Raw genomic sequence first — 17,574 nt, forward strand, 5'->3', positions numbered from 1 at the left:
AGGGCGGTGGTGGCCAGTGCGGCGGTGAACAGGGATTTGGGGAGCCGTTTCATGGGTGCCTCTGCGGTGGAGTCAAGGTATCGGAGTGTGAACGGTCACCAGTTTCGTGCCGTCCGGGAAGGTGGCTTCGACCTGGATGTCGGGAATCATCTCGGGCACGCCCTCCATCACGTCGTCGCGCGTGAGCACGGTGCGGCCTTCGCTCATCAGCTGGGCCACGGACTTGCCGTCGCGGGCGCCTTCCATCACGGCGGCGCTGATCAGGGCCACGGCTTCCGGGTAGTTGAGCTTGAGGCCGCGCGCCTTGCGCCGCTCGGCCAGCAGGGCGGCGGTGAAGATCAGCAGCTTGTCTTTTTCTCTCGGGGTCAGTTCCATGGTCGGTCCTTGTTCTGTGGGGTCTGACAGCAAATCCCGTGCCCTCCCGGGGCCGGCACGAAAGCTGCACAAACCACCGCGTGAACCCAAGGCCCGATCCAGCTCCACCCCAGCGCATCATCAAGGTGCGCCGCGACTACAACAGCTGGGTCGGCCGCGAGACCATGGAGGACTATGCGCTGCGTTTCACGCCGCAGCGTTTTCGCCAGTGGAGCGAGTGGCGGGTGGCGAACACGGCGTTCGGCGCGGCCTCGTTCCTGATCCTCGAAGCGGTGGGCGCCACGCTGCTGGTGCAGGTCGGCTTCGTCAACGCTTTCTGGGCCATCCTCGCCACGGGGCTGATCATCTTCCTGGCCGGCCTGCCGATCAGCGTATACGCCGCGCGCTACGGCGTCGACATGGACCTGCTCACGCGCGGCGCGGGCTTCGGCTACATCGGCTCCACCATCACCTCGCTGATCTACGCCAGTTTCACCTTCATCTTCTTCGCGCTCGAAGCGGCGGTGATGGCCTACGCCCTGGACCTGGCGCTGGACATCCCGCCGGCCTGGGGCTATCTGATCTGCGCCCTGGTGGTCATCCCCCTGGTGACCTACGGCGTGTCCATCATCAGCCGCTTCCAGGTCTGGACCCAACCGCTGTGGCTGGTGATGATGGTCGTGCCCTTTGTGGCGGTCTGGGCGCTCGATCCGGGTGCGTTTTCCAATGTGGTGCATTACGGTGGCGAAAGTGGTGCGGGCACCGCGTTTGACTGGCACCTGTTTGGTGCGGCGCTGACTGTGGGCATCGCGCTCATCACGCAGATGGGCGAGCAGGCCGACTACCTGCGCTTCATGCCTGCGCCGCAGCCGGGCCGGGCAGGGCGATGGTGGGCCGGCGTGCTGGCCGGCGGCCCGGGCTGGGTGCTGCTGGGCGTGCTCAAGATGCTGGGCGGCGCGCTGCTGGCCTACCTGGCCATCAGCCACATGGTGCCCACCGAGCGCGCGGTCGACCCCAACCAGATGTACCTGGCGGCCTACGAATACGTGTTCCCCAACTACGGCTGGGCGGTGGCGGCGACGGCGCTGTTCGTCGTGGTCTCGCAGCTCAAGATCAACGTCACCAACGCCTACGCCGGCTCGCTGGCCTGGAGCAACTTCTTCTCGCGCCTGACGCACAGCCACCCCGGCCGCGTGGTCTGGGTGGTGTTCAACACCCTGATCGCCTTCATGCTGATGGAGATGGAGGTCTTCCGCGCCTTGGGCGAGGTGCTCGGTCTCTACAGCAACATCGCCATCGCCTGGATCATGGCGGTGGTGGCCGACCTGGTGATCAACAAACCGCTGGGCTGGAGCCCCAGGGGCATCGAGTTCAAACGCGCGCACCTGTACGACATCAACCCGGTCGGCGTGGGCGCGATGGGCCTGGCCTCGGTGCTGTCGATCACGGCGCACATGGGCCTGATGGGCGCGGGCGCCCAGGCCTTCTCGGCCGTGATCGCGATGGTGACGGCGCTGGTCACCGCGCCGCTGATCGCGTGGGCGACCAAGGGCCGTTACTACATCGCCAGGGCTGCTCAGTCCAGCACACACCGCGGAACCGGCTCCGCCGGGCCGCTGATGTGGCACCCCTTTCAGGGGGGTGACGCCGCAGGCGGCGCGGGGGGTACACACAAGTGTGTGATCTGCGAACGCGACTACGAAGGCCCCGACATGGCCCATTGCCCCGCCTACCAGGGGCCGATCTGCTCGCTCTGCTGCACGCTGGACGCGCGCTGCGGCGACCTGTGCAAACCGCACGCGCGGCTGTCGGTGCAGTGGCAGTCAGCGCTGCGCACGGTGCTGCCGCAGCGGGTCTGGCCCTACCTGGAGGCGGGGCTGGCCCATTACCTGTTGCTGATGCTGGTGATCGCACCGGTGCTGGCGGCGGTGCTCGGGCTGCTCTACCGCCAGCAGGTCGAGGGGCTGGGACAGGGCGTCGCCGCGGTCGGCGACGTGGGCCTGCTCGACGCGGCGCTGCGCTCGGGCTTTCTGCGCGTCTACGCGGTGCTGCTGCTGATCGCGGCCACGGTGGCCTGGTGGCTGGTGCTGGCGCACAAGAGCCGCGAGGTGGCGCAGGAGGAGTCCAACCGCCAGACGCGGCTGCTGATGCAGGAGATCGAATCGCACCGCCGCACCGACGAGCAGCTGCAACGCGCGCGCGAAATCGCCGATCAGGCCAACCAGGCCAAGAGCCGCTACATCAGCACCATCAGCCACGAGCTGCGCACGCCGCTCAACAGCATCCTCGGCTACGCCCAGCTGCTGCAGGAAGACCGCGAGCTGGCGCCGCACCGCGCGCAGGCGATCCGTGTCATCCACCGCGGTGGCGAACACCTGCTCTCGCTGATCGAGGGCACGCTGGACATCGCGCGCATCGAGTCCGGCAAGCTCCAGCTCGACGTGAAGCCGATGGCCTTCGCCGACACCGTGCGCGAGGTGGCCAGCATGTTCGAGCTGCAGGCGGCGGCCAAGGGCCTGCGCTTCGTGTTCGAACCCGGGCCCCGCCTGCCCGAGGCGGTGCGCGCCGACGACAAGCGGCTGCGCCAGATCCTGATCAACCTGCTGGGCAACGCGGTGAAGTTCACGCGCGAGGGCGAGGTGCGGCTGACCGTCTCGCACGTGCGCGAGATGGCGGTGTTCGAGGTCAGCGACACCGGACCCGGCATGACGGTGCAGGAGCTGGAGCGGGTGTTCGAACCCTTCGCGCGCGGGCAGCAGGCCGAGGGCGGCTCCGCGGCGGCCGGCGGTGGCACCGGCCTGGGCCTGACGATTGCCAAGATGCTGACCGACCTCATGGGCGGCGAGATGACGGTTCGCAGCGCGCCGGGCCAGGGCACGGTGTTCAGCGTGCGCCTGTTCCTGCCGGCGCTGCAGGCGGCCGCCGCTCGCCCGGCCGTGGTGGCGGCGCCGGTCACGGGCTACGAGGGGCCGCGCCGGCGCGTGCTGGTGGTGGACAACGAGGAGAGCGATCGCGAGCTGATCGCGCGCTGGCTGCAGCCGCTGGGCTTCGAGGTGCTGATGGCCACCAGCGGCCACGACGCGCTGACCCTGCTCGACGGTGTGGCGCCGGGCGGCGAGCGCGCGCCGCACGCGGTCTTCATGGACCTGGCCATGCCCGGCATCGACGGCTGGGAAACGCTGCGCCGGCTGCGCGCCGCGGGCTGGTCGTCGGTGCCCATGGCCGTGGTCTCGGCCAACGCCTTCGACAAGGGCCTGCAGGCCGAGGCCGCCGACGGCCGCCCCGCCGACCAGGCCTTCTTCGTCAAGCCGGTGCGGCGCGACGACCTCACCGGCTGGCTGCAGCAGCAGCTGGGCCTGCGCTGGGAGCACGCGCCGGTGGCGTCCGAGGCCACGCCCGCACCGGCCACGCCGGCCGCTGTGGCGCCACCACCCGCCGCACACGACTTCTCGCCGCTGCTGGAGCTGGTGCGCCTGGGCTATGCCAAAGGCGTGATGCGCTGGCTCGACGACTGGGTGGCCGACCACCCCGAGCAGGCCGCGTTTGCCGACGCGCTGCGCGCCCTGGCGCGCGAGTTCCGCTTCGAGACCATCGAACAGCGCTTGCTCCCCCTGGGCGAGGGCCAGGCTTCCTCCGACCGCACCGCATGATGATCCGTTCGCCCGACCGCCCCTCCCCCGATGCCCCACTGTCCGCCGAATCCGGCGCGGTGGTGCTGATCGTGGACGACGTTCCCGACAACGTGGCGCCGCTGCACGACGCGCTGGACGAGGCGGGCTACACCGTGCTGGTGGCGCTGGACGGCGAGGCCGCGATCCGCCGCGCGCGCCAGGCCCTGCCCGACGTGGTGCTGCTGGACGCGGTGATGCCCGGCCTGGACGGCTTCGAGGTGGCGCGCCAGCTCAAGGCCGATGCCTCGACCGCGCACATTCCCATCCTGTTCATGACCGGCCTGACCGAGACCGAGCACCTGGTCGCCGCGCTGGAGGCGGGTGGCGTGGACTACGTGACCAAGCCGATCAAGCCGCGCGAGGTGATGGCGCGCATGGGCGTGCACCTGCGGCAGTCGCGCCAGAGCCGCCAGGGCGCGGTGGAGCGCAGCCAGGCGCGCAACGCGCTCGACGCCTTCGGCTACGCCACCATCACCGTGCGCGCGCGCGACGGCCGGCTGATGTGGCAGACCCCGCTGGCGCGCGACCTGCTGCAGCGCTACTTCGGCACCGAGGCGCCGGTGACGCCGGCGCCGGTGCTGGAGTGGCTCGATCGCCTGTTGCGCCTGCTGCCCGAATTTGCGGTACCGCCCGCGCCGGGCCAGCCATTGCGCGAACCGCCGCGCCTGACCATCGACCAGGGGCCGCGCCGCCTGAGCTTCCGCCTGCACCAGCAGATCGGCGACGAGGACGAGGCCCAGGGGGAGCCGGGCGACTGGCTGATCGTGATGCAGGAGACCTCGGACGCCGCCGTGCTCGAAGCGCTGGCCCAGGCCTTCGGCCTCACCGCGCGCGAGGCCGAGGTGCTGTACTGGGTGGTCAAGGGCAAGATCAACCGCGACATCGGCGACATCCTCGGGTCGAGCCCCGCGACGGTGAAGAAGCACCTGGAACGCATCCACGCCAAGCTGGGGGTGGAGACGCGCACCGCGGCCGCAGCCATGGCCATCAACCGCGTGCCTTTGCTCCAGCCACGCGGCGGCTGAGCCGTTCAGTCGCGGGTGCCGAAGCGGTATTCGGTGCGGGCCCGGTAGGGCTGGCCCACCGCCACGCGCATGAGCGGGAACGACGGGCAGTTCACCGCGTTGGGGTATTGCTGCGGCTCCAGGCACAGGCCCGCGCGGGGGCGGTGCAGCACGCCGTCTTTGCCGATGTCCGGCGTCGCGCCCGTGCCCAGTGCGCCTGCGGTGTAGACCTGCATCACGGGCTCGGTGGTCCACACATCGAGCGTGCGGCCCGAGGCCGGGCTGTGGGCCTGGGCCACGTGCCGCAGGCCGCCGTCCGGTGGGCCGGCCAGTTGGTAGGCGTGGTCGATGTCGGGCAGGTCGCACAGCCGTCGCGGCTGGCGCAGGTCCAGCGCGTGGCCGTCCAGCAGCATGCGTTCGCCCGTGGCGACGTTGTCCGCATCGGCGGCCAGCAGCCGGTCGGCGAACACCTGCAGGCGGTGCTCGTCGACGAGGTGCTCGCCCGGTCCGTCGAGGTTGAAGAAGATGTGCGGCGTGAAGCTCGCGGGCGAGGCCGGGCTGGCGGGGCAGACCGCCACCGCCTCGTGCTCCACCACCAGGGTGGGGCCGTCGGTGAGGCGGTAGCTCAGCGTGAGGTCGACGATGCCGGGGTGCCGGTCCACCGAGGGCTCGAAGCGCAGGCGCAGCGTGAGTGCATCGGGCGCGTCCTGGTGGGCCGAGAACACGCGGTGGCGCGAGCCATTCGGGCCGCCGTGGATGCAGTGAGGGCCTGCGTTGGCCTCCAGCGCATAGGCCGTGCCGTCCAGCTTGTAGCGCGCCTGAGCGATGCGGCCGGCGCAGCGGCCGATGAAGGCGCCCATGGAGGGTGCGCCGGCCTGCAGCGCGGCCAGGCTGTCGTAGCCCAGTGCCACATCACCCGGCACACCGTTGCGGTCGGGCACCAGGATCTGCAGCACTTTGGCGCCCAGGTTGCAGACGGCCACTTCCATGCCGCTGGTGTGGCGCAGGCGGAACAGGGCGACCGGTTCGCCGCCAATCTCCCCGAAGAAGCGGGCGGGGTCGAGTCGCGGGTGCTTCATGCGGTCGGCAGCGCTCGTCTGGCTCAGGTCACCGGTGCCGGGTTGAACAGCACCAGGTCGTTGTGCAGGCCCCACTTTTCGGCCCAGGTCTTCTCGCCGCTGGCCACCGCCAGCATGCGGTGGAACAGTTCCCAGCCCAGCTCTTCAATCGTGGCTTCGCCGCTGGCGATGCGGCCGGCGTTGATGTCCATCAGGTCGTGCCAGCGGCGCGCCAGGTCGTTGCGCGTGGCCACCTTGATCACCGGGCACTCGGCCAGGCCGTAGGGTGTGCCGCGGCCGGTGGTGAAGACGTGCAGATTCATGCCGGCGGCCAGCTGCAGCGTGCCGCAGATGAAGTCGCTGGCGGGCGTGGCCGCGAAGATCAGGCCCTTCTGCCTGACCTTCTCGCCGGGTGCGATCACGCCGTGGATCGGGCCGTTGCCGCTCTTGACGATGGAGCCCATGGCCTTCTCGACGATGTTCGACAGCCCGCCCTTCTTGTTGCCAGGCGTGGTGTTGGCGCTGCGGTCGGCCTGGCCGCGTGCCAGGTAGGCGTCGTACCAGCCGAGTTCGCGCACGATGGCATCGGCGACCTCCTGCGTGGCGGCGCGGCGCGTGAGCTGGTCCACCGCGTCGCGCACTTCGGTGTTCTCGCTGAACATCACCGTGGCGCCGGCGCGCACCAGCAGGTCGGTGGCAAAGCCCACCGCCGGGTTGGCCGTGATGCCGGAGAAGGCGTCGCTGCCGCCGCACTGCACGCCCACCACCAGCTCGCTCACCGGGCAGGTGGTGCGCTGGCGCGCGTTCAGGCGCTCCAGATGGGTCTTGGCCTGCGTGAGGATGCTGTCGATCATCGACATGAAGCCGACGTGCTTTTCATCTTGAAGGCAGACCACGTCAGGCCCCTGGCGCTCGTCGCTGATCGGGATCGAGCCCGGCGGCAGCAGCCGCTCGGGCTGCAGCTTCTCGCAGCCCAGGCTGAGCACCATCACCTCGCCGCCGAAGTTGGGGTTCATCGCCAGGTTGCGCACCGTGCGGATGGGGATGATGGCGTCGGGCGCGTCGATGGCCACGCCACAGCCGTAGCTGTGTGTCAGGCCCACCACGCCGTCCACGTTGGGGTACTTGGGCAGCAGGTCCTTCTTGATGCGCTCGACCGCGAATTCCAGCACCCCGGCCACGCACTGCACCGTGGTCGTCACGGCCAGCAGGTTGCGCGTGCCCACGCTGCCGTCGGCGTTGCGGTAGCCCTGGAAGCTGTGGCCTTCCAATGGTGGCAGCTCGGCCGGCGGCTGCGGCGCGGGCAGGTCGTCGAAGCTGCGCGCGCCGGGCATCACCAGCCGCTGCTCGTTGACCCAGCCGCCCGCGGGAATGTCGACCGCGGTGTGGCCGATGACCACGTTGTAGCGGCGCACGGCGGTGCCGGCGGGCAGGTCGGCCAGCGCGACCTTGTGGCCCTGCGGCACGGCCTGCACCAGCGTGGGGCCGCCGGGCAGGGCGGTGCCGGCGGGCAGGCCGCCGTCGTTGACGACCACGGCCACGTTGTCGTCGGGGTGGATGCGGATGGTGCGCGGGGTCACGGGGGCGTTCATGGTCGGCAGGCTTGTCGAAGGCAGAAAAAGATCAGGCCGCGCGGGCGGGCAGGGGTTCGCCGGCCAGGCCGGCGTGCAGGTTGGCAAGCACCAGGTCGGCCATGGCCTGGCGGGTGTCGTGGGTGCCGCTGGCCATGTGCGGGGCCAGCACCACGTTGTCCAGAGCCAGCAAGGCAGCGGGCACGCGGGGCTCGTCCTCGAACACGTCCAGAGCGGCGCCACCGAGTTCGCCGCTCTGCAGGCAGGCGATCAGCGCCGCCTCATCCACCACGCTGCCGCGCGCCACGTTGACCAGCAGGCCCTTCGGCCCCAGCGCGCGCAGCACCTCGGCGTTGACCAGGTGGTGCGTGGCCGGTCCGCCGGCCACGGTGAGCACCAGGAAGTCGGCCCACTGCGCCAGCGCCATCAGGGAGGGTTCGTAGCGCCAGGCGACGCCTTCGGCCGGGCCGCGGTTGCAGTAGGCGATGTCCATGTCGAAACCGGCCGCGCGCCGCGCCACGGCCTGGCCGATGCGGCCCAGGCCCACGATGCCCAGGCGCTTGCCGCTGACGCGCGTGGTCATGGGGTAGCGGCCCTGCAGCCAGTCGCCGCGCCGCACGAAGCGGTCGGCCGCGGCGATGCGGCGCGCGCCGTCGATCAGCAGGCCCATGGCCAGGTCGGCCACGCAGTCGTTCAGCACGTCGGGCGTGTAGCCCACCGGCAGGCCCGCCGCACGCGCGGCGTCCAGCGGCAGCCGGTCCAGGCCGACGCCGAAGGACGACACCACCTTGAGCGCGGGCAGCTGCGCCAGCCAGGCCGCCGGCACCCCCACCGGGGCCGAGGTCACGACCGCCGCCACGCGCGCGGCGTCGGCGCGGTCGGCCAGCGGCGCGTCGGCGGTGGTGGCCTGTGCGCTCAACACGGTGTGTTGTTCGCGCAGGCGGGCTTCCAGCGCCGGCATCAGCGGGCCGACCTGCAGGACGGTGGAACGGGGGGCGGCAGCGGTCATGCGGTGGGTTTGAGTGACAGTGACATGAGAACGCGTCAGACGGCGCCGTGCGCCTCGACGTAGAGCGCGTACAGCGAATGGCAGCTGGCCATGTAGAGGCGGTTGCCCTTGGGGCCGCCGAAGCAGAGGTTGGCGCAGCGCTCGGGCAGGCGGATGTGGGCCAGCGGCTTGCCGGCGGGGCTGAACACCATCACGCCGTCCAGGTCCTCGGGCTTGCCCCTGAGCTGGTAGACCTTGCGGCCGCCCACGTCGCTGGGCTCGGCGTTCAGGGCGCCGTTGCTGCCCCAGCCGCACCAGAGGTTGCCGTCGCGGTCGACCTTGAAGCCGTCGAGCGCGCCGAAGTCGGCCGCGTCGATCAGCTTGCTCTTGTTGGCGACCGTGCCGTCGGCGTTGACGTCGTAGGCCCAGATGCTGCGGTTGGGCGTGCCCTTCCACTCCACCACGTAGAGCTTCTTCTCGTCCGGGCTGAAGGCCAGGCCGTTGGGGTTGACCAGGTCGGTGATGACAGCGGTCAGCTTGCCGTCGGCGGCGATGCGGTACACGTTGGTGCTGGCCTGCTCGGGCTTGGCCTTGAAGCCTTCCCATTCCCCGTTGATGCCGAACAGCGGGTCGGTGAACCAGACGCTGTCGTCGGACTTGACCACCACGTCGTTGGGCGCGTTCAGGCGCTTGCCCTCGAAGCTGTCGGCCAGCACGGTGAGCTTGCCGTTGGTCTCGGTGCGCACCACGCGGCGCGTGACCGAGTGTTCGCAGGTGATCAGGCGGCCCTGGCGGTCGCGGGTGTTGCCGTTGGCCCAGTTGGCCTTGTCGCGGAAGACGGAGAAGGCGCCGGTCTTCTCGTCGAACTTCATGATGCGGTTGTTCGGAATGTCGCTGAGCAGCAGGTAACCCGGCGCGCCGTCCGCGCCCGGGAAGTAGGCCGGCCCTTCGGCCCAGCGCATGCCGGTCGCTACCTGTTCGATGGTGCTGCTGTAGATGCGGTACTTCGCGAACGACGGGTCCAGGATCTGCACCGACGGGTCGGGGTAGCGCTGGTTGGGCGCGAAGGCAAAGGCCTGCGCGAAGGCGGGCGCACCGGTGGCGGCCAGGCCGGCCGCGCCGGCGGTCTTGAGGAACTGGCGGCGGGTGTCTTGGGCTTTGTTGATCATGTGTGTCTCCTCTTGTTCTTCGGGTGCCTGTCGCGCTTTCAGCGGACGAGACAAGGTTTCTTGTTGTCGAACTTCCAGCCCGGGATCAGGTACTGCATCGCGATGGCGTCGTCGCGCGCGCCCAGGCCGTGCTGCAGGTAGAGCTGGTGGGCCTTCTCGACCTCGGCCATATCGATCTCGATGCCCAGGCCCGCCTTCTTAGGCACCTGCACGTAGCCGCCTTCGATCTTCATCGGCTCCTTGGTCAGGCGCTGGCCGTCCTGCCAGATCCAGTGCGTGTCGATGGCCGTGACCTTGCCCGGTGCGGCCGCGCCCACGTGGGTGAACATGGCCAGCGAGATGTCGAAGTGGTTGTTGGAGTGCGAACCCCAGGTCAGGCCCCAGTCGCGGCAGGTCTGCGCCACACGCACCGAGCCGGCCATGGTCCAGAAGTGCGGGTCGGCCAGCGGGATGTCCACGCTCTGCAGCGCCAGCGAATGCGCCATCTGCCGCCAGTCGGTGGCGACCATGTTGGTGGCGGTGGGCAGGCCGGTGGCGCGGCGGAACTCGGCCATCACCTCGCGGCCGGAAAAACCTTCTTCGGCGCCGCAGGGGTCTTCGGCATAGGCCACCACGCCACGCATCTTCTCGCCCAGGCGGATCGCGTCTTTCAGCAGCCAGCCGCCGTTCGGGTCCAGCGTCACGCGCGCCTCGGGGAAGCGTTCGTGCAGCGCGGTCACGGCCTCGACCTCGGCGTCGCCCGCGAGCACACCGCCCTTGAGCTTGAAGTCCTGGAAGCCGTAGCGCTTCTGCGCGGCCTCGGCCAGGCGCACCACGGCCTCGGGCGTCATCGCGGCCTCGTGGCGCAGGCGGCACCAGTCGTCGGCGTTGTCGGGTTCGCTAGCGTAGGGCAGGTCCGTCTTGCGGCGGTCGCCGACGAAGAACAGGTAACCCAGCATCTGCACCGCGTCGCGCTGCTGGCCTTCGCCCAGCAGGGCCGCCACCGGCACGTCCAGGTGCTGGCCCATCAGGTCGAGCAGCGCCGATTCCACGGCCGTGACGGCGTGGATGGTGGTGCGCAGGTCGAAGGTCTGCAGGCCGCGGCCGCCGCTGTCGCGGTCGGCGAACTGGCTGCGCATGGCGTTCAGGATGGCCTGCAGGTTGCCGATGGACTGGCCTTCGACCAGCGCCCGCGCGTCCTCCAGCGTCTGGCGGATCTTCTCGCCGCCCGGCACCTCGCCCAGGCCGGTGTGGCCCGCGTTGTCGGTGACGATGACGATGTTGCGGGTGAAGAAGGGCGCGTGCGCACCCGAGAGGTTGAGCAGCATGCCGTCCCGGCCGGCGACCGGGACGACACGCATCGACTGGACGATCGGTGCGGTCATGGGAAGGTCAGTCTGCTTTGATGCCACGCGAGGTGATGAGCTTCTGCCAGCGCGAGAACTCGCTGGCCTGGAAGGCCGCGAACTGCTCGGGCGTGTTCAGCACGACCTCGAACCCCAGTTCCAGCAGCTTGGGCTTGATGGCGGGGTCGTTGATCGAGGCCAGCACGGCCTCGTGCACGCGTTTCTTCACATCGGTGGGCAGACCCTTGGGCGCGGCCACGGCCTGCCAGGACTGCACGTTGGCGTCCTTCACTCCGCTTTCTTCCAGCGTGGGCACCTCGGGCAGCAGGGGCGAGCGCTTGGCGCTGGTGATGGCCAGGGCGCGCAGCTTGCCGACCTTGATCTGCGGCATGGCGGTGTTGATGTTCATGAAGGACGAATCCACCTGGTTGCCCAGCAGGTCGCTCATCACCGGGCCGCCGCCCTTGTAGGGCACGTGCACGCCGCTGGTGCCGGTCTGCTGCCAGAACAGCTCGGCCGTGAGGTGGTCGCTGGAGCCGTTGCCCGACGACGCGAAGGTCATCTTGCCGGGGTTGGCCTTCTGGAAGGCGATCACGTCGGCCAGCGACTTGTGGGCCGAGGCGGCGGGCACCACCAGCACGTTGGGCGCCTGCACCACCACGGTGACCGGGTCCAGGTCCTTGAGCGCGTCGTACTGCACCTTGATCAGGTGCGGCGCGATCACGAAGGGGCCGAGCGACGCGACCAGGAAGGTGTGGCCATCGGCCGGGGCGCGGGCGACGAAGGTGGCGCCGATGGTGCCGGTGGCGCCGGCCTTGTTCTCGACGATCACGGTGGCGCCGCCGCCAAGCTTCTCGCCCATCTTGCCGGAGAGCTGGCGGGCGATCAGGTCGGTGGAGCCGCCGGGCGGGAAGGGCACGACCAGGGTGATGGGCTTGTCGGGCCAGGCGAAGGCGGAGAGGCTGGTGGCCACCAGGGCAAGGGCAATCAGGGACTTTTTCATGATGGGTGTCTCGGTGTTCAGTTTTCCAGGGTGATCTTTTCTTCGCGCACGACCTGCGCCATTTCGGGCAGCTCGGACTTGATCCAGGCGGCGAACTCGGCGCTGCTCATTGCAGAGGGCTCCAGGCCCAGCGACTGCAGCTTTTCTTTCACGTCGGGCAGGGCGGTGATGCGCTGCACCTCGGCGTGCACCAGGTCCACCACGGCCTTGGGCGTGCCGGCCGGGGCCAGCAGGCCCTGCCAGCTGCCGGTCAGGAAGTTGGGCGTGGTCTCGGCCACGGCCGGGGTGTCGGGCAGTTCGCTCCAGCGCTTGGCCGACGACACCGCCAGCAGCTTGAGCTTGCCGGCCTTGACGTGCGGGTAGGTCGCGACCATGCCGTTGAAGGTGACGTCCATGTGGCCGCCGACCAGGTCGGTCATGGCCTGGGCGCCGCCCTTGTAGGGCACGTAGTTCCACTGGATGCCGTTGCGGCGCGCGAACTGCACGCCGGCCAGGTGGGTGGCGCTGCCGATGCCGGCGGCGGCGGCGAAGTTCAGTTTGCCGGGGTTGGCCTTGGCGTACTTCACCAGCTCGGCGATGTTGTTGGCCGGCACCTTGGTGCTGACCACCAGCAGGTGGGGCGAGTAGCCGACCATGGCCACCGGCACGAAGTCCTTCTGCACGTCGAACGGAAGCTTGTACAGCGCCGGGCTGATGGTCAGGTTGCCCACATCCATCAGCACGAAGGTGTAGCCGTCGGCCGGCGACTTGGCGACCAGGTCGGCGCCGATGTTGCCGGCGTTGCCTGCCTTGTTCTCGACCACCACGGGCTGGCCCAGCTTCTCGCTCATCTTCTGGCCGACCAGGCGGGCCAGCACGTCGGAGGTGCCGCTGGCCGGGAAGGGCACGACGATGCGGATGGGCTTGCTCGGGTAGGCCTGGGCCAGGGCGGCGGTGCTGCCCAGGGCCAGGGTGGCGGCCGCCGCAGCGGTCAGCAGGAAATGGCGTTTGTTCATGATGTCTCTACTGGTGGTTGTGAAGGGGAGTCAGGCCAGGGCGGGGGAGTCAGACCAGGGCGCCGTGGAACCGGCTTTGCCGGGCCACCAGCGCCGCCCCCTGGGGGGTGACGCCGCAGGCGGCGCGGGGGGGTTACTGCTCTCCCAAAGCGTCGATCAGCGCCTTGAGTTCGTCCATCTCGCCGGGCTTCAGGTCGGACAGCGGCGCGCGCACCGGGCCGGCGTCGTGGCCGACCAGCTTGGCGCCCGCCTTGATGATGCTCACGCCATAGCCTTCGACGCGGTTGCGGATCTTCAGGTAGGGCATGAAGAACTGCCTGAGCAGCTTGTGCTGCGTGGCCATGTCGTCGGTGCGCACGGCTTCGTAGAACTGCACCGCGGTCTTGGGGATGAAGTTGAAGACGGCGGACGAGTACACCGGGGTGCCCAGCGCCTTGTAGGCGGCGGCGTACACCTCGGCGGTGGGCAGGCCACCCAGGTAGGCGAAGCGGTCGCCCATCTTCATGAAGATGGAGGACATCACTTCGATGTTGCCCATGCCGTCCTTGAAGCCGATCAGGTTGGGGCAGCGCTCGGCCAGGACGGCCAGCGACTCGGGGGTGAACCGGGTGCGGTCGCGGTTGTAGACGATGACGCCGAACTGCACGCTCTTGCAGACCTGCTCCACGTGGGCGATCAGGCCCTCCTGGCCGGCTTCGGTCAGGTAGTGCGGCAGCAGCAGGATGCCGTGGGCACCCAGGCGCTCGGCTTCCTGCGCGTGGGCGATGGCCGTACGGGTGGGGCCACCGGCGCCGGCAATGATGGGCACCTTGCCGCGGCAGGTGTCCACCGCGGTCTTGATGATCTGGCCGTATTCCTCGCCATAGAGCGAGAAGTACTCGCCCGTCCCGCCGGCGGCGAACAGCGCGCTGGCGCCGTACGGGGTCAGCCACTCCAGGCGGGCGGCGTAGGAGGCGGCATTGAAGTTGCCCTGGGCGTCGAAGTCCGTCACGGGGAAGGACAGCAGGCCGCTGGACATGACTTGTTTGAGGTCTTGGGGGGTGTATTGCATGGTGGTTCAGCCTGGGTGGGTGGAGAAGGTGGTGTCGGCGATTGAGTTATAGGATGTCAGACAACTGACGTGATTGTGCGAAAGTGGAGAGGAGGGCGTCAAGGGTTTCGGTGCACGTATGTGGAAACCCCTTATCCCCGGTCAGAAGCGCGGCTGGTGACCGGTGAAGCCGGGGTCGTACTTGCGCATCTGCCCCAGGTCGTCCCGGTTGCGGATGCCCGTGTTCAGGTAGTTGTCGTACAGGCGGGCCAGGGCCTCGCGGTGGATCTGCACGCCCAGACCCGGTGTGCTCGTCACCCGCAGGCTGCCGTCTTCAAACTGCAGGCGCCCGCCCTGCACCACCTCGTCGTCCTGCCAGGGGTAGTGCGTATCGCAGGCATAGGACAGCAGGGGCACCGAGGCGGCCAGGTGGGTCATGGCCATCAGGCTGATGCCCAGGTGCGAATTCGAGTGCATCGACAGGCCCAGGCCGAAGGTCTCGCACATCAGCGCCAGGCGCTGGGTGGCGCGCAGGCCGCCCCAGTAGTGGTGGTCGCTCAGCACGATCTTGACCGGGCAGCCCATCTCGGCGTTGCGGCGGAATTCCTTCAGGTCGGTGACCACCATGTTGGTGGCCAGAGGCACGTCGCAGGCGGCGGCCACGGCGGCCATGCCCTCCAGGCCCGGGGCCGGGTCCTCGTAGTACTCCAGCACGCCGCGCAGCTGCTCCACCACCTGCAGGCTGGTGGCCACGGTCCAGTTGGCGTTGGGGTCGATGCGCAGCGGCGCGCCGGGGAAGGCCTGGGCCAGCGCCCGCATCGCGGCCACTTCCTGCTCGGGCGGCAGGGCACCGGCCTTGAGCTTGATGCTCTTGAAGCCGTACTGGTCGATCATGCGGCGCGCCTGCGCCACCATCTGCCCGGGCGTGATGCCTTCGCCGAACGGGTCGGGTGCGTAGGGCTTGTCGATGTGCTCGGCGTACTTGAAGAACAGGTAGGCGCTGAACGGCACGGCCGGGCGTGCGGCACCGCCCAGCAGGTCCACCACCGGCGCGTTCGCCAGCTGGCCCTGCAGGTCCATCATCGCCACCTCGAAGGCGCTGATGACCTTGGCCACCGTCTTGGACACGTGCGTGCCCGGAGCCAGCGAGACCTGCTGGCCCAGGAACTCCGAGGCGGACATCTGCCTGGGGGCCACCAGCGCGGCCACGCGGGTGTCCATCTCGTTGAGCGCCCAGGGCGAGAGCCCGGTCAGCGCGGGCGCGGCCTTGGCCAGCGCCTCCAGCATGGGCAGGTCGCCGTAGCTTTCGTTGATGCCGACCAGGCCCGAGTCGGTCTCGATCTCGATGATCGAGCGCAGGGCCCAGGGCTCGTGGATGCCCGCCGCGTTGAGCAGCGGCGGGTCGCGGAACGCGATGGGCGTCACGCGCACATGGCGGATGGCGTGCGAGGTCATGCCGAGGTCCTCACAGCAGCAGGCCAGGCAGCCACAGCGACAGCGCGGGGATGTAGGTCACCGCGATCAGCACCAGCAGCAGGGCACCGAAGAAGGGCAGCAGGGCCTTGACCACCTGCTCCATCGGCAGCTTGGCCACGGCCGCACCGACGAAGAGCACACCGCCCACCGGCGGGGTGATCAGGCCGATGCCCAGGTTCACCATCATGATCATCCCGAAGTGCACCGGGTCCACGCCGATGCTCTTGATGACGGGCAGCAGGATGGGCGTGAGGATCAGGATCAGCGGCGCCATGTCCATCAGCGTGCCCAGCGCCAGCAGCAGCAGGTTGATCAGCGCCAGGATCACGTAACGGTTGTCCGACAGCGTGGTCAGCGCGGTGGTAATCTGCAGCGGGATCTGCATGAGGGTCATGATGTAGCCGAAGCTCGCGGCAAATGCGATCAGGATCATCACGATCGACAGCGTCTTCACCGTGCGGTGCACCAGCTTCGGCGTCTCGGCCCACTTGTAGTCGCGGTAGATGAACATCGTGACGAAGAAGGCCCACAGCACCGCGATGGAGGCCGACTCGGTGGGCGTGAACACGCCGCTCAGGATGCCGCCGAGGATGATCACCATGGTCATCAGGCCCCAGAGCGCGTCGGCGCAGATCTTCAGCGCCTGCTTCATCGGAATGACCTCGCCCTTGGGGTAGTTCTTCTTCTTCGCGGTCCACAGGCACAGCACGGCCAGCGTGGCGCCCAGCAGCAGGCCCGGCAGCACACCGGCGATGAACAGCGCGGCGATGGACACCGTGCCGCCCGCGGCCAGCGAGTAGATGACCGCGTTGTGGCTGGGCGGGATCAGGATGGCCTGCACCGAACCCGAGACCGTGACGGCGGTGGCGAAGTCGCGCGGGTAGCCCTTCTTCTCCATCTCGGGAATCAGGACGGTGCCGACCGAGGCCGTGTCGGCCATGGACGAACCCGAGATGGCGCCGAAGAAGGTGGAGGCCAGGATGTTCACCAGCGACAGGCCGCCGCGGATGAAACCCACCAGCACGTTGGCGAACGCCACCAGGCGCCGCGCCATGCCGCCCTCGGCCATGATGGCGCCGGCCAGCACGAAGAAGGGAATGGCGAGCAGCGAGAACTTGTTGACGCCGTTGGCGATCGCGATCATCACCGCGTCCAGCGGGATCTCGATCCACCAGGCGCCGATCAGCGCCGCGATGCCCATGGCGTAGGCCACGGGGGTGCCGATCAGGATCAGCACGAAGAAACTGCCGAGCAGGACCCAGGCTTCCATCACGCGGCTCCTTCGGCCTGGGCCGGTTCGTGGTCAAAGGTGACGACAGCGTTGTGGCGCTGGTCGCCCAGGACGATGTGTTCGAGCACGAACAGCGCGGTCACGGCGCCGCCGACGGGCACCGGCAGGTAGGTGAAGCCCACGGGCATCCAGGGCAGCTCGGGAATCGACTGGCCCCAGGTGCCGATGCACAGCTGGATGCCGTACCAGAGCATGAACAGCGAGACGGCCAGCATCAGCAGGTGCACCACGCCGCGCAGCGGACGCTGCACCGACGACGGCAGGCGCTGCGTGACCATTTCGACGGCGATGTGGCCGCCCGCGCGGTAGCTGCAGGCCGCGCCGAGAAAGGTGAACACCACCATCAGCAGGATGGAGATCGGCTCGGGCCACTGCGCGCCCGTGCCCAGCACGTAGCGCGAGAAGATGCCCCATGGAATGAAAAGGGACATGAAGAAGATGCACGCCCCGGCGATCCAGATGCAGGCCAGGTAGACCAGGTCCAGGAAGCGCGAGACGGGATGTCCGCTGGAAGGGTGGTGACTCATGAGAGCCTCGGAGAGAGGGAGGGGAAAGAGAAGTGGCAGGGCGAGCGCGTCCAGCACACACCGAGGAACCGGCTTCGCCGGGCCTCAGGTGTGGTCCCCCTGGGGGGAAGCC

The 17,574-nt window shown here is 69.2% G+C and carries 14 protein-coding genes; 2 read left to right on the forward strand and 12 right to left on the reverse strand.

Annotated features, from left to right (window positions below; all coding sequences use genetic code 11):
• Window positions 1–72: 72 nt before the first annotated feature.
• A complete protein-coding gene (locus HPS01S_RS20270; RefSeq protein WP_066160574.1) occupies window positions 73–375 on the reverse strand; it encodes an urease subunit gamma in 303 nt (100 codons plus the stop codon).
• A gap of 164 nt (window positions 376–539) precedes the next feature.
• Between HPS01S_RS20270 and HPS01S_RS20275 the strand changes: the two genes are divergently transcribed.
• Window positions 540–4,004: a hybrid sensor histidine kinase/response regulator gene (locus tag HPS01S_RS20275; RefSeq protein ID WP_084397593.1), complete on the forward strand. Its 3,465-nt coding sequence runs from the start codon at window positions 540–542 to the stop codon at window positions 4,002–4,004.
• Complete coding sequence (locus HPS01S_RS20280; protein ID WP_174545269.1) at window positions 4,004–5,050, forward strand: response regulator transcription factor; 1,047 nt, start codon at window positions 4,004–4,006, stop codon at window positions 5,048–5,050. The genes HPS01S_RS20275 and HPS01S_RS20280 overlap by 1 nt, the downstream gene beginning before the upstream one ends.
• 5 nt (window positions 5,051–5,055) lie before the next feature.
• Here HPS01S_RS20280 and HPS01S_RS20285 read toward each other — a convergent pair whose 3' ends face one another.
• From HPS01S_RS20285 to HPS01S_RS20335, 11 genes are all read right to left on the reverse strand, one after another.
• Complete coding sequence (locus HPS01S_RS20285; protein WP_066160582.1) at window positions 5,056–6,108, reverse strand: aldose epimerase family protein; 1,053 nt, start codon at window positions 6,106–6,108, stop codon at window positions 5,056–5,058.
• Between the two features lie 23 nt (window positions 6,109–6,131).
• Window positions 6,132–7,679 carry a galactarate dehydratase gene (gene garD, locus HPS01S_RS20290; protein ID WP_066160585.1) on the reverse strand — a complete coding sequence of 516 codons (1,548 nt, stop codon included), beginning with the start codon at window positions 7,677–7,679 and terminating at the stop codon, window positions 6,132–6,134.
• Window positions 7,680–7,710: 31 nt separating this feature from the next.
• Window positions 7,711–8,667: a 2-hydroxyacid dehydrogenase gene (locus tag HPS01S_RS20295; protein ID WP_066160588.1), complete on the reverse strand. Its 957-nt coding sequence runs from the start codon at window positions 8,665–8,667 to the stop codon at window positions 7,711–7,713.
• A 35-nt stretch (window positions 8,668–8,702) separates the two neighbouring features.
• Window positions 8,703–9,815, reverse strand: a complete 1,113-nt coding sequence (locus HPS01S_RS20300; RefSeq protein WP_066160591.1) for an SMP-30/gluconolactonase/LRE family protein — start codon at window positions 9,813–9,815, stop codon at window positions 8,703–8,705.
• A gap of 38 nt (window positions 9,816–9,853) precedes the next feature.
• Window positions 9,854–11,179, reverse strand: coding sequence for a glucarate dehydratase (gene gudD / locus HPS01S_RS20305; protein ID WP_066160595.1), 1,326 nt, complete (start codon window positions 11,177–11,179; stop codon window positions 9,854–9,856).
• Window positions 11,180–11,186: 7 nt separating this feature from the next.
• On the reverse strand, window positions 11,187–12,143 hold the full coding sequence (locus HPS01S_RS20310; RefSeq protein ID WP_066160597.1) for a Bug family tripartite tricarboxylate transporter substrate binding protein: 957 nt from the start codon (window positions 12,141–12,143) through the stop codon (window positions 11,187–11,189).
• A 17-nt stretch (window positions 12,144–12,160) separates the two neighbouring features.
• Window positions 12,161–13,138, reverse strand: coding sequence for a Bug family tripartite tricarboxylate transporter substrate binding protein (locus HPS01S_RS20315; protein WP_066160601.1), 978 nt, complete (start codon window positions 13,136–13,138; stop codon window positions 12,161–12,163).
• 133 nt (window positions 13,139–13,271) lie between these two features.
• The gene (gene kdgD / locus HPS01S_RS20320) at window positions 13,272–14,189 is read right to left on the reverse strand and encodes a 5-dehydro-4-deoxyglucarate dehydratase (protein WP_066160604.1); all 918 of its coding nucleotides are present in this window, start codon (window positions 14,187–14,189) and stop codon (window positions 13,272–13,274) included.
• A gap of 141 nt (window positions 14,190–14,330) precedes the next feature.
• Complete coding sequence (locus HPS01S_RS20325) at window positions 14,331–15,623, reverse strand: glucarate dehydratase family protein (RefSeq protein ID WP_066160607.1); 1,293 nt, start codon at window positions 15,621–15,623, stop codon at window positions 14,331–14,333.
• Window positions 15,624–15,633: 10 nt separating this feature from the next.
• A complete protein-coding gene (locus tag HPS01S_RS20330; protein ID WP_066160610.1) occupies window positions 15,634–16,914 on the reverse strand; it encodes a TRAP transporter large permease in 1,281 nt (426 codons plus the stop codon).
• Window positions 16,914–17,462: a TRAP transporter small permease gene (locus tag HPS01S_RS20335; protein ID WP_066160613.1), complete on the reverse strand. Its 549-nt coding sequence runs from the start codon at window positions 17,460–17,462 to the stop codon at window positions 16,914–16,916. The genes HPS01S_RS20330 and HPS01S_RS20335 overlap by 1 nt, the downstream gene beginning before the upstream one ends.
• Window positions 17,463–17,574: the final 112 nt, after the last annotated feature.

This window comes from Hydrogenophaga pseudoflava NBRC 102511, from assembly GCF_001592285.1.
GTDB lineage: Bacteria > Pseudomonadota > Gammaproteobacteria > Burkholderiales > Burkholderiaceae_C > Hydrogenophaga > Hydrogenophaga pseudoflava.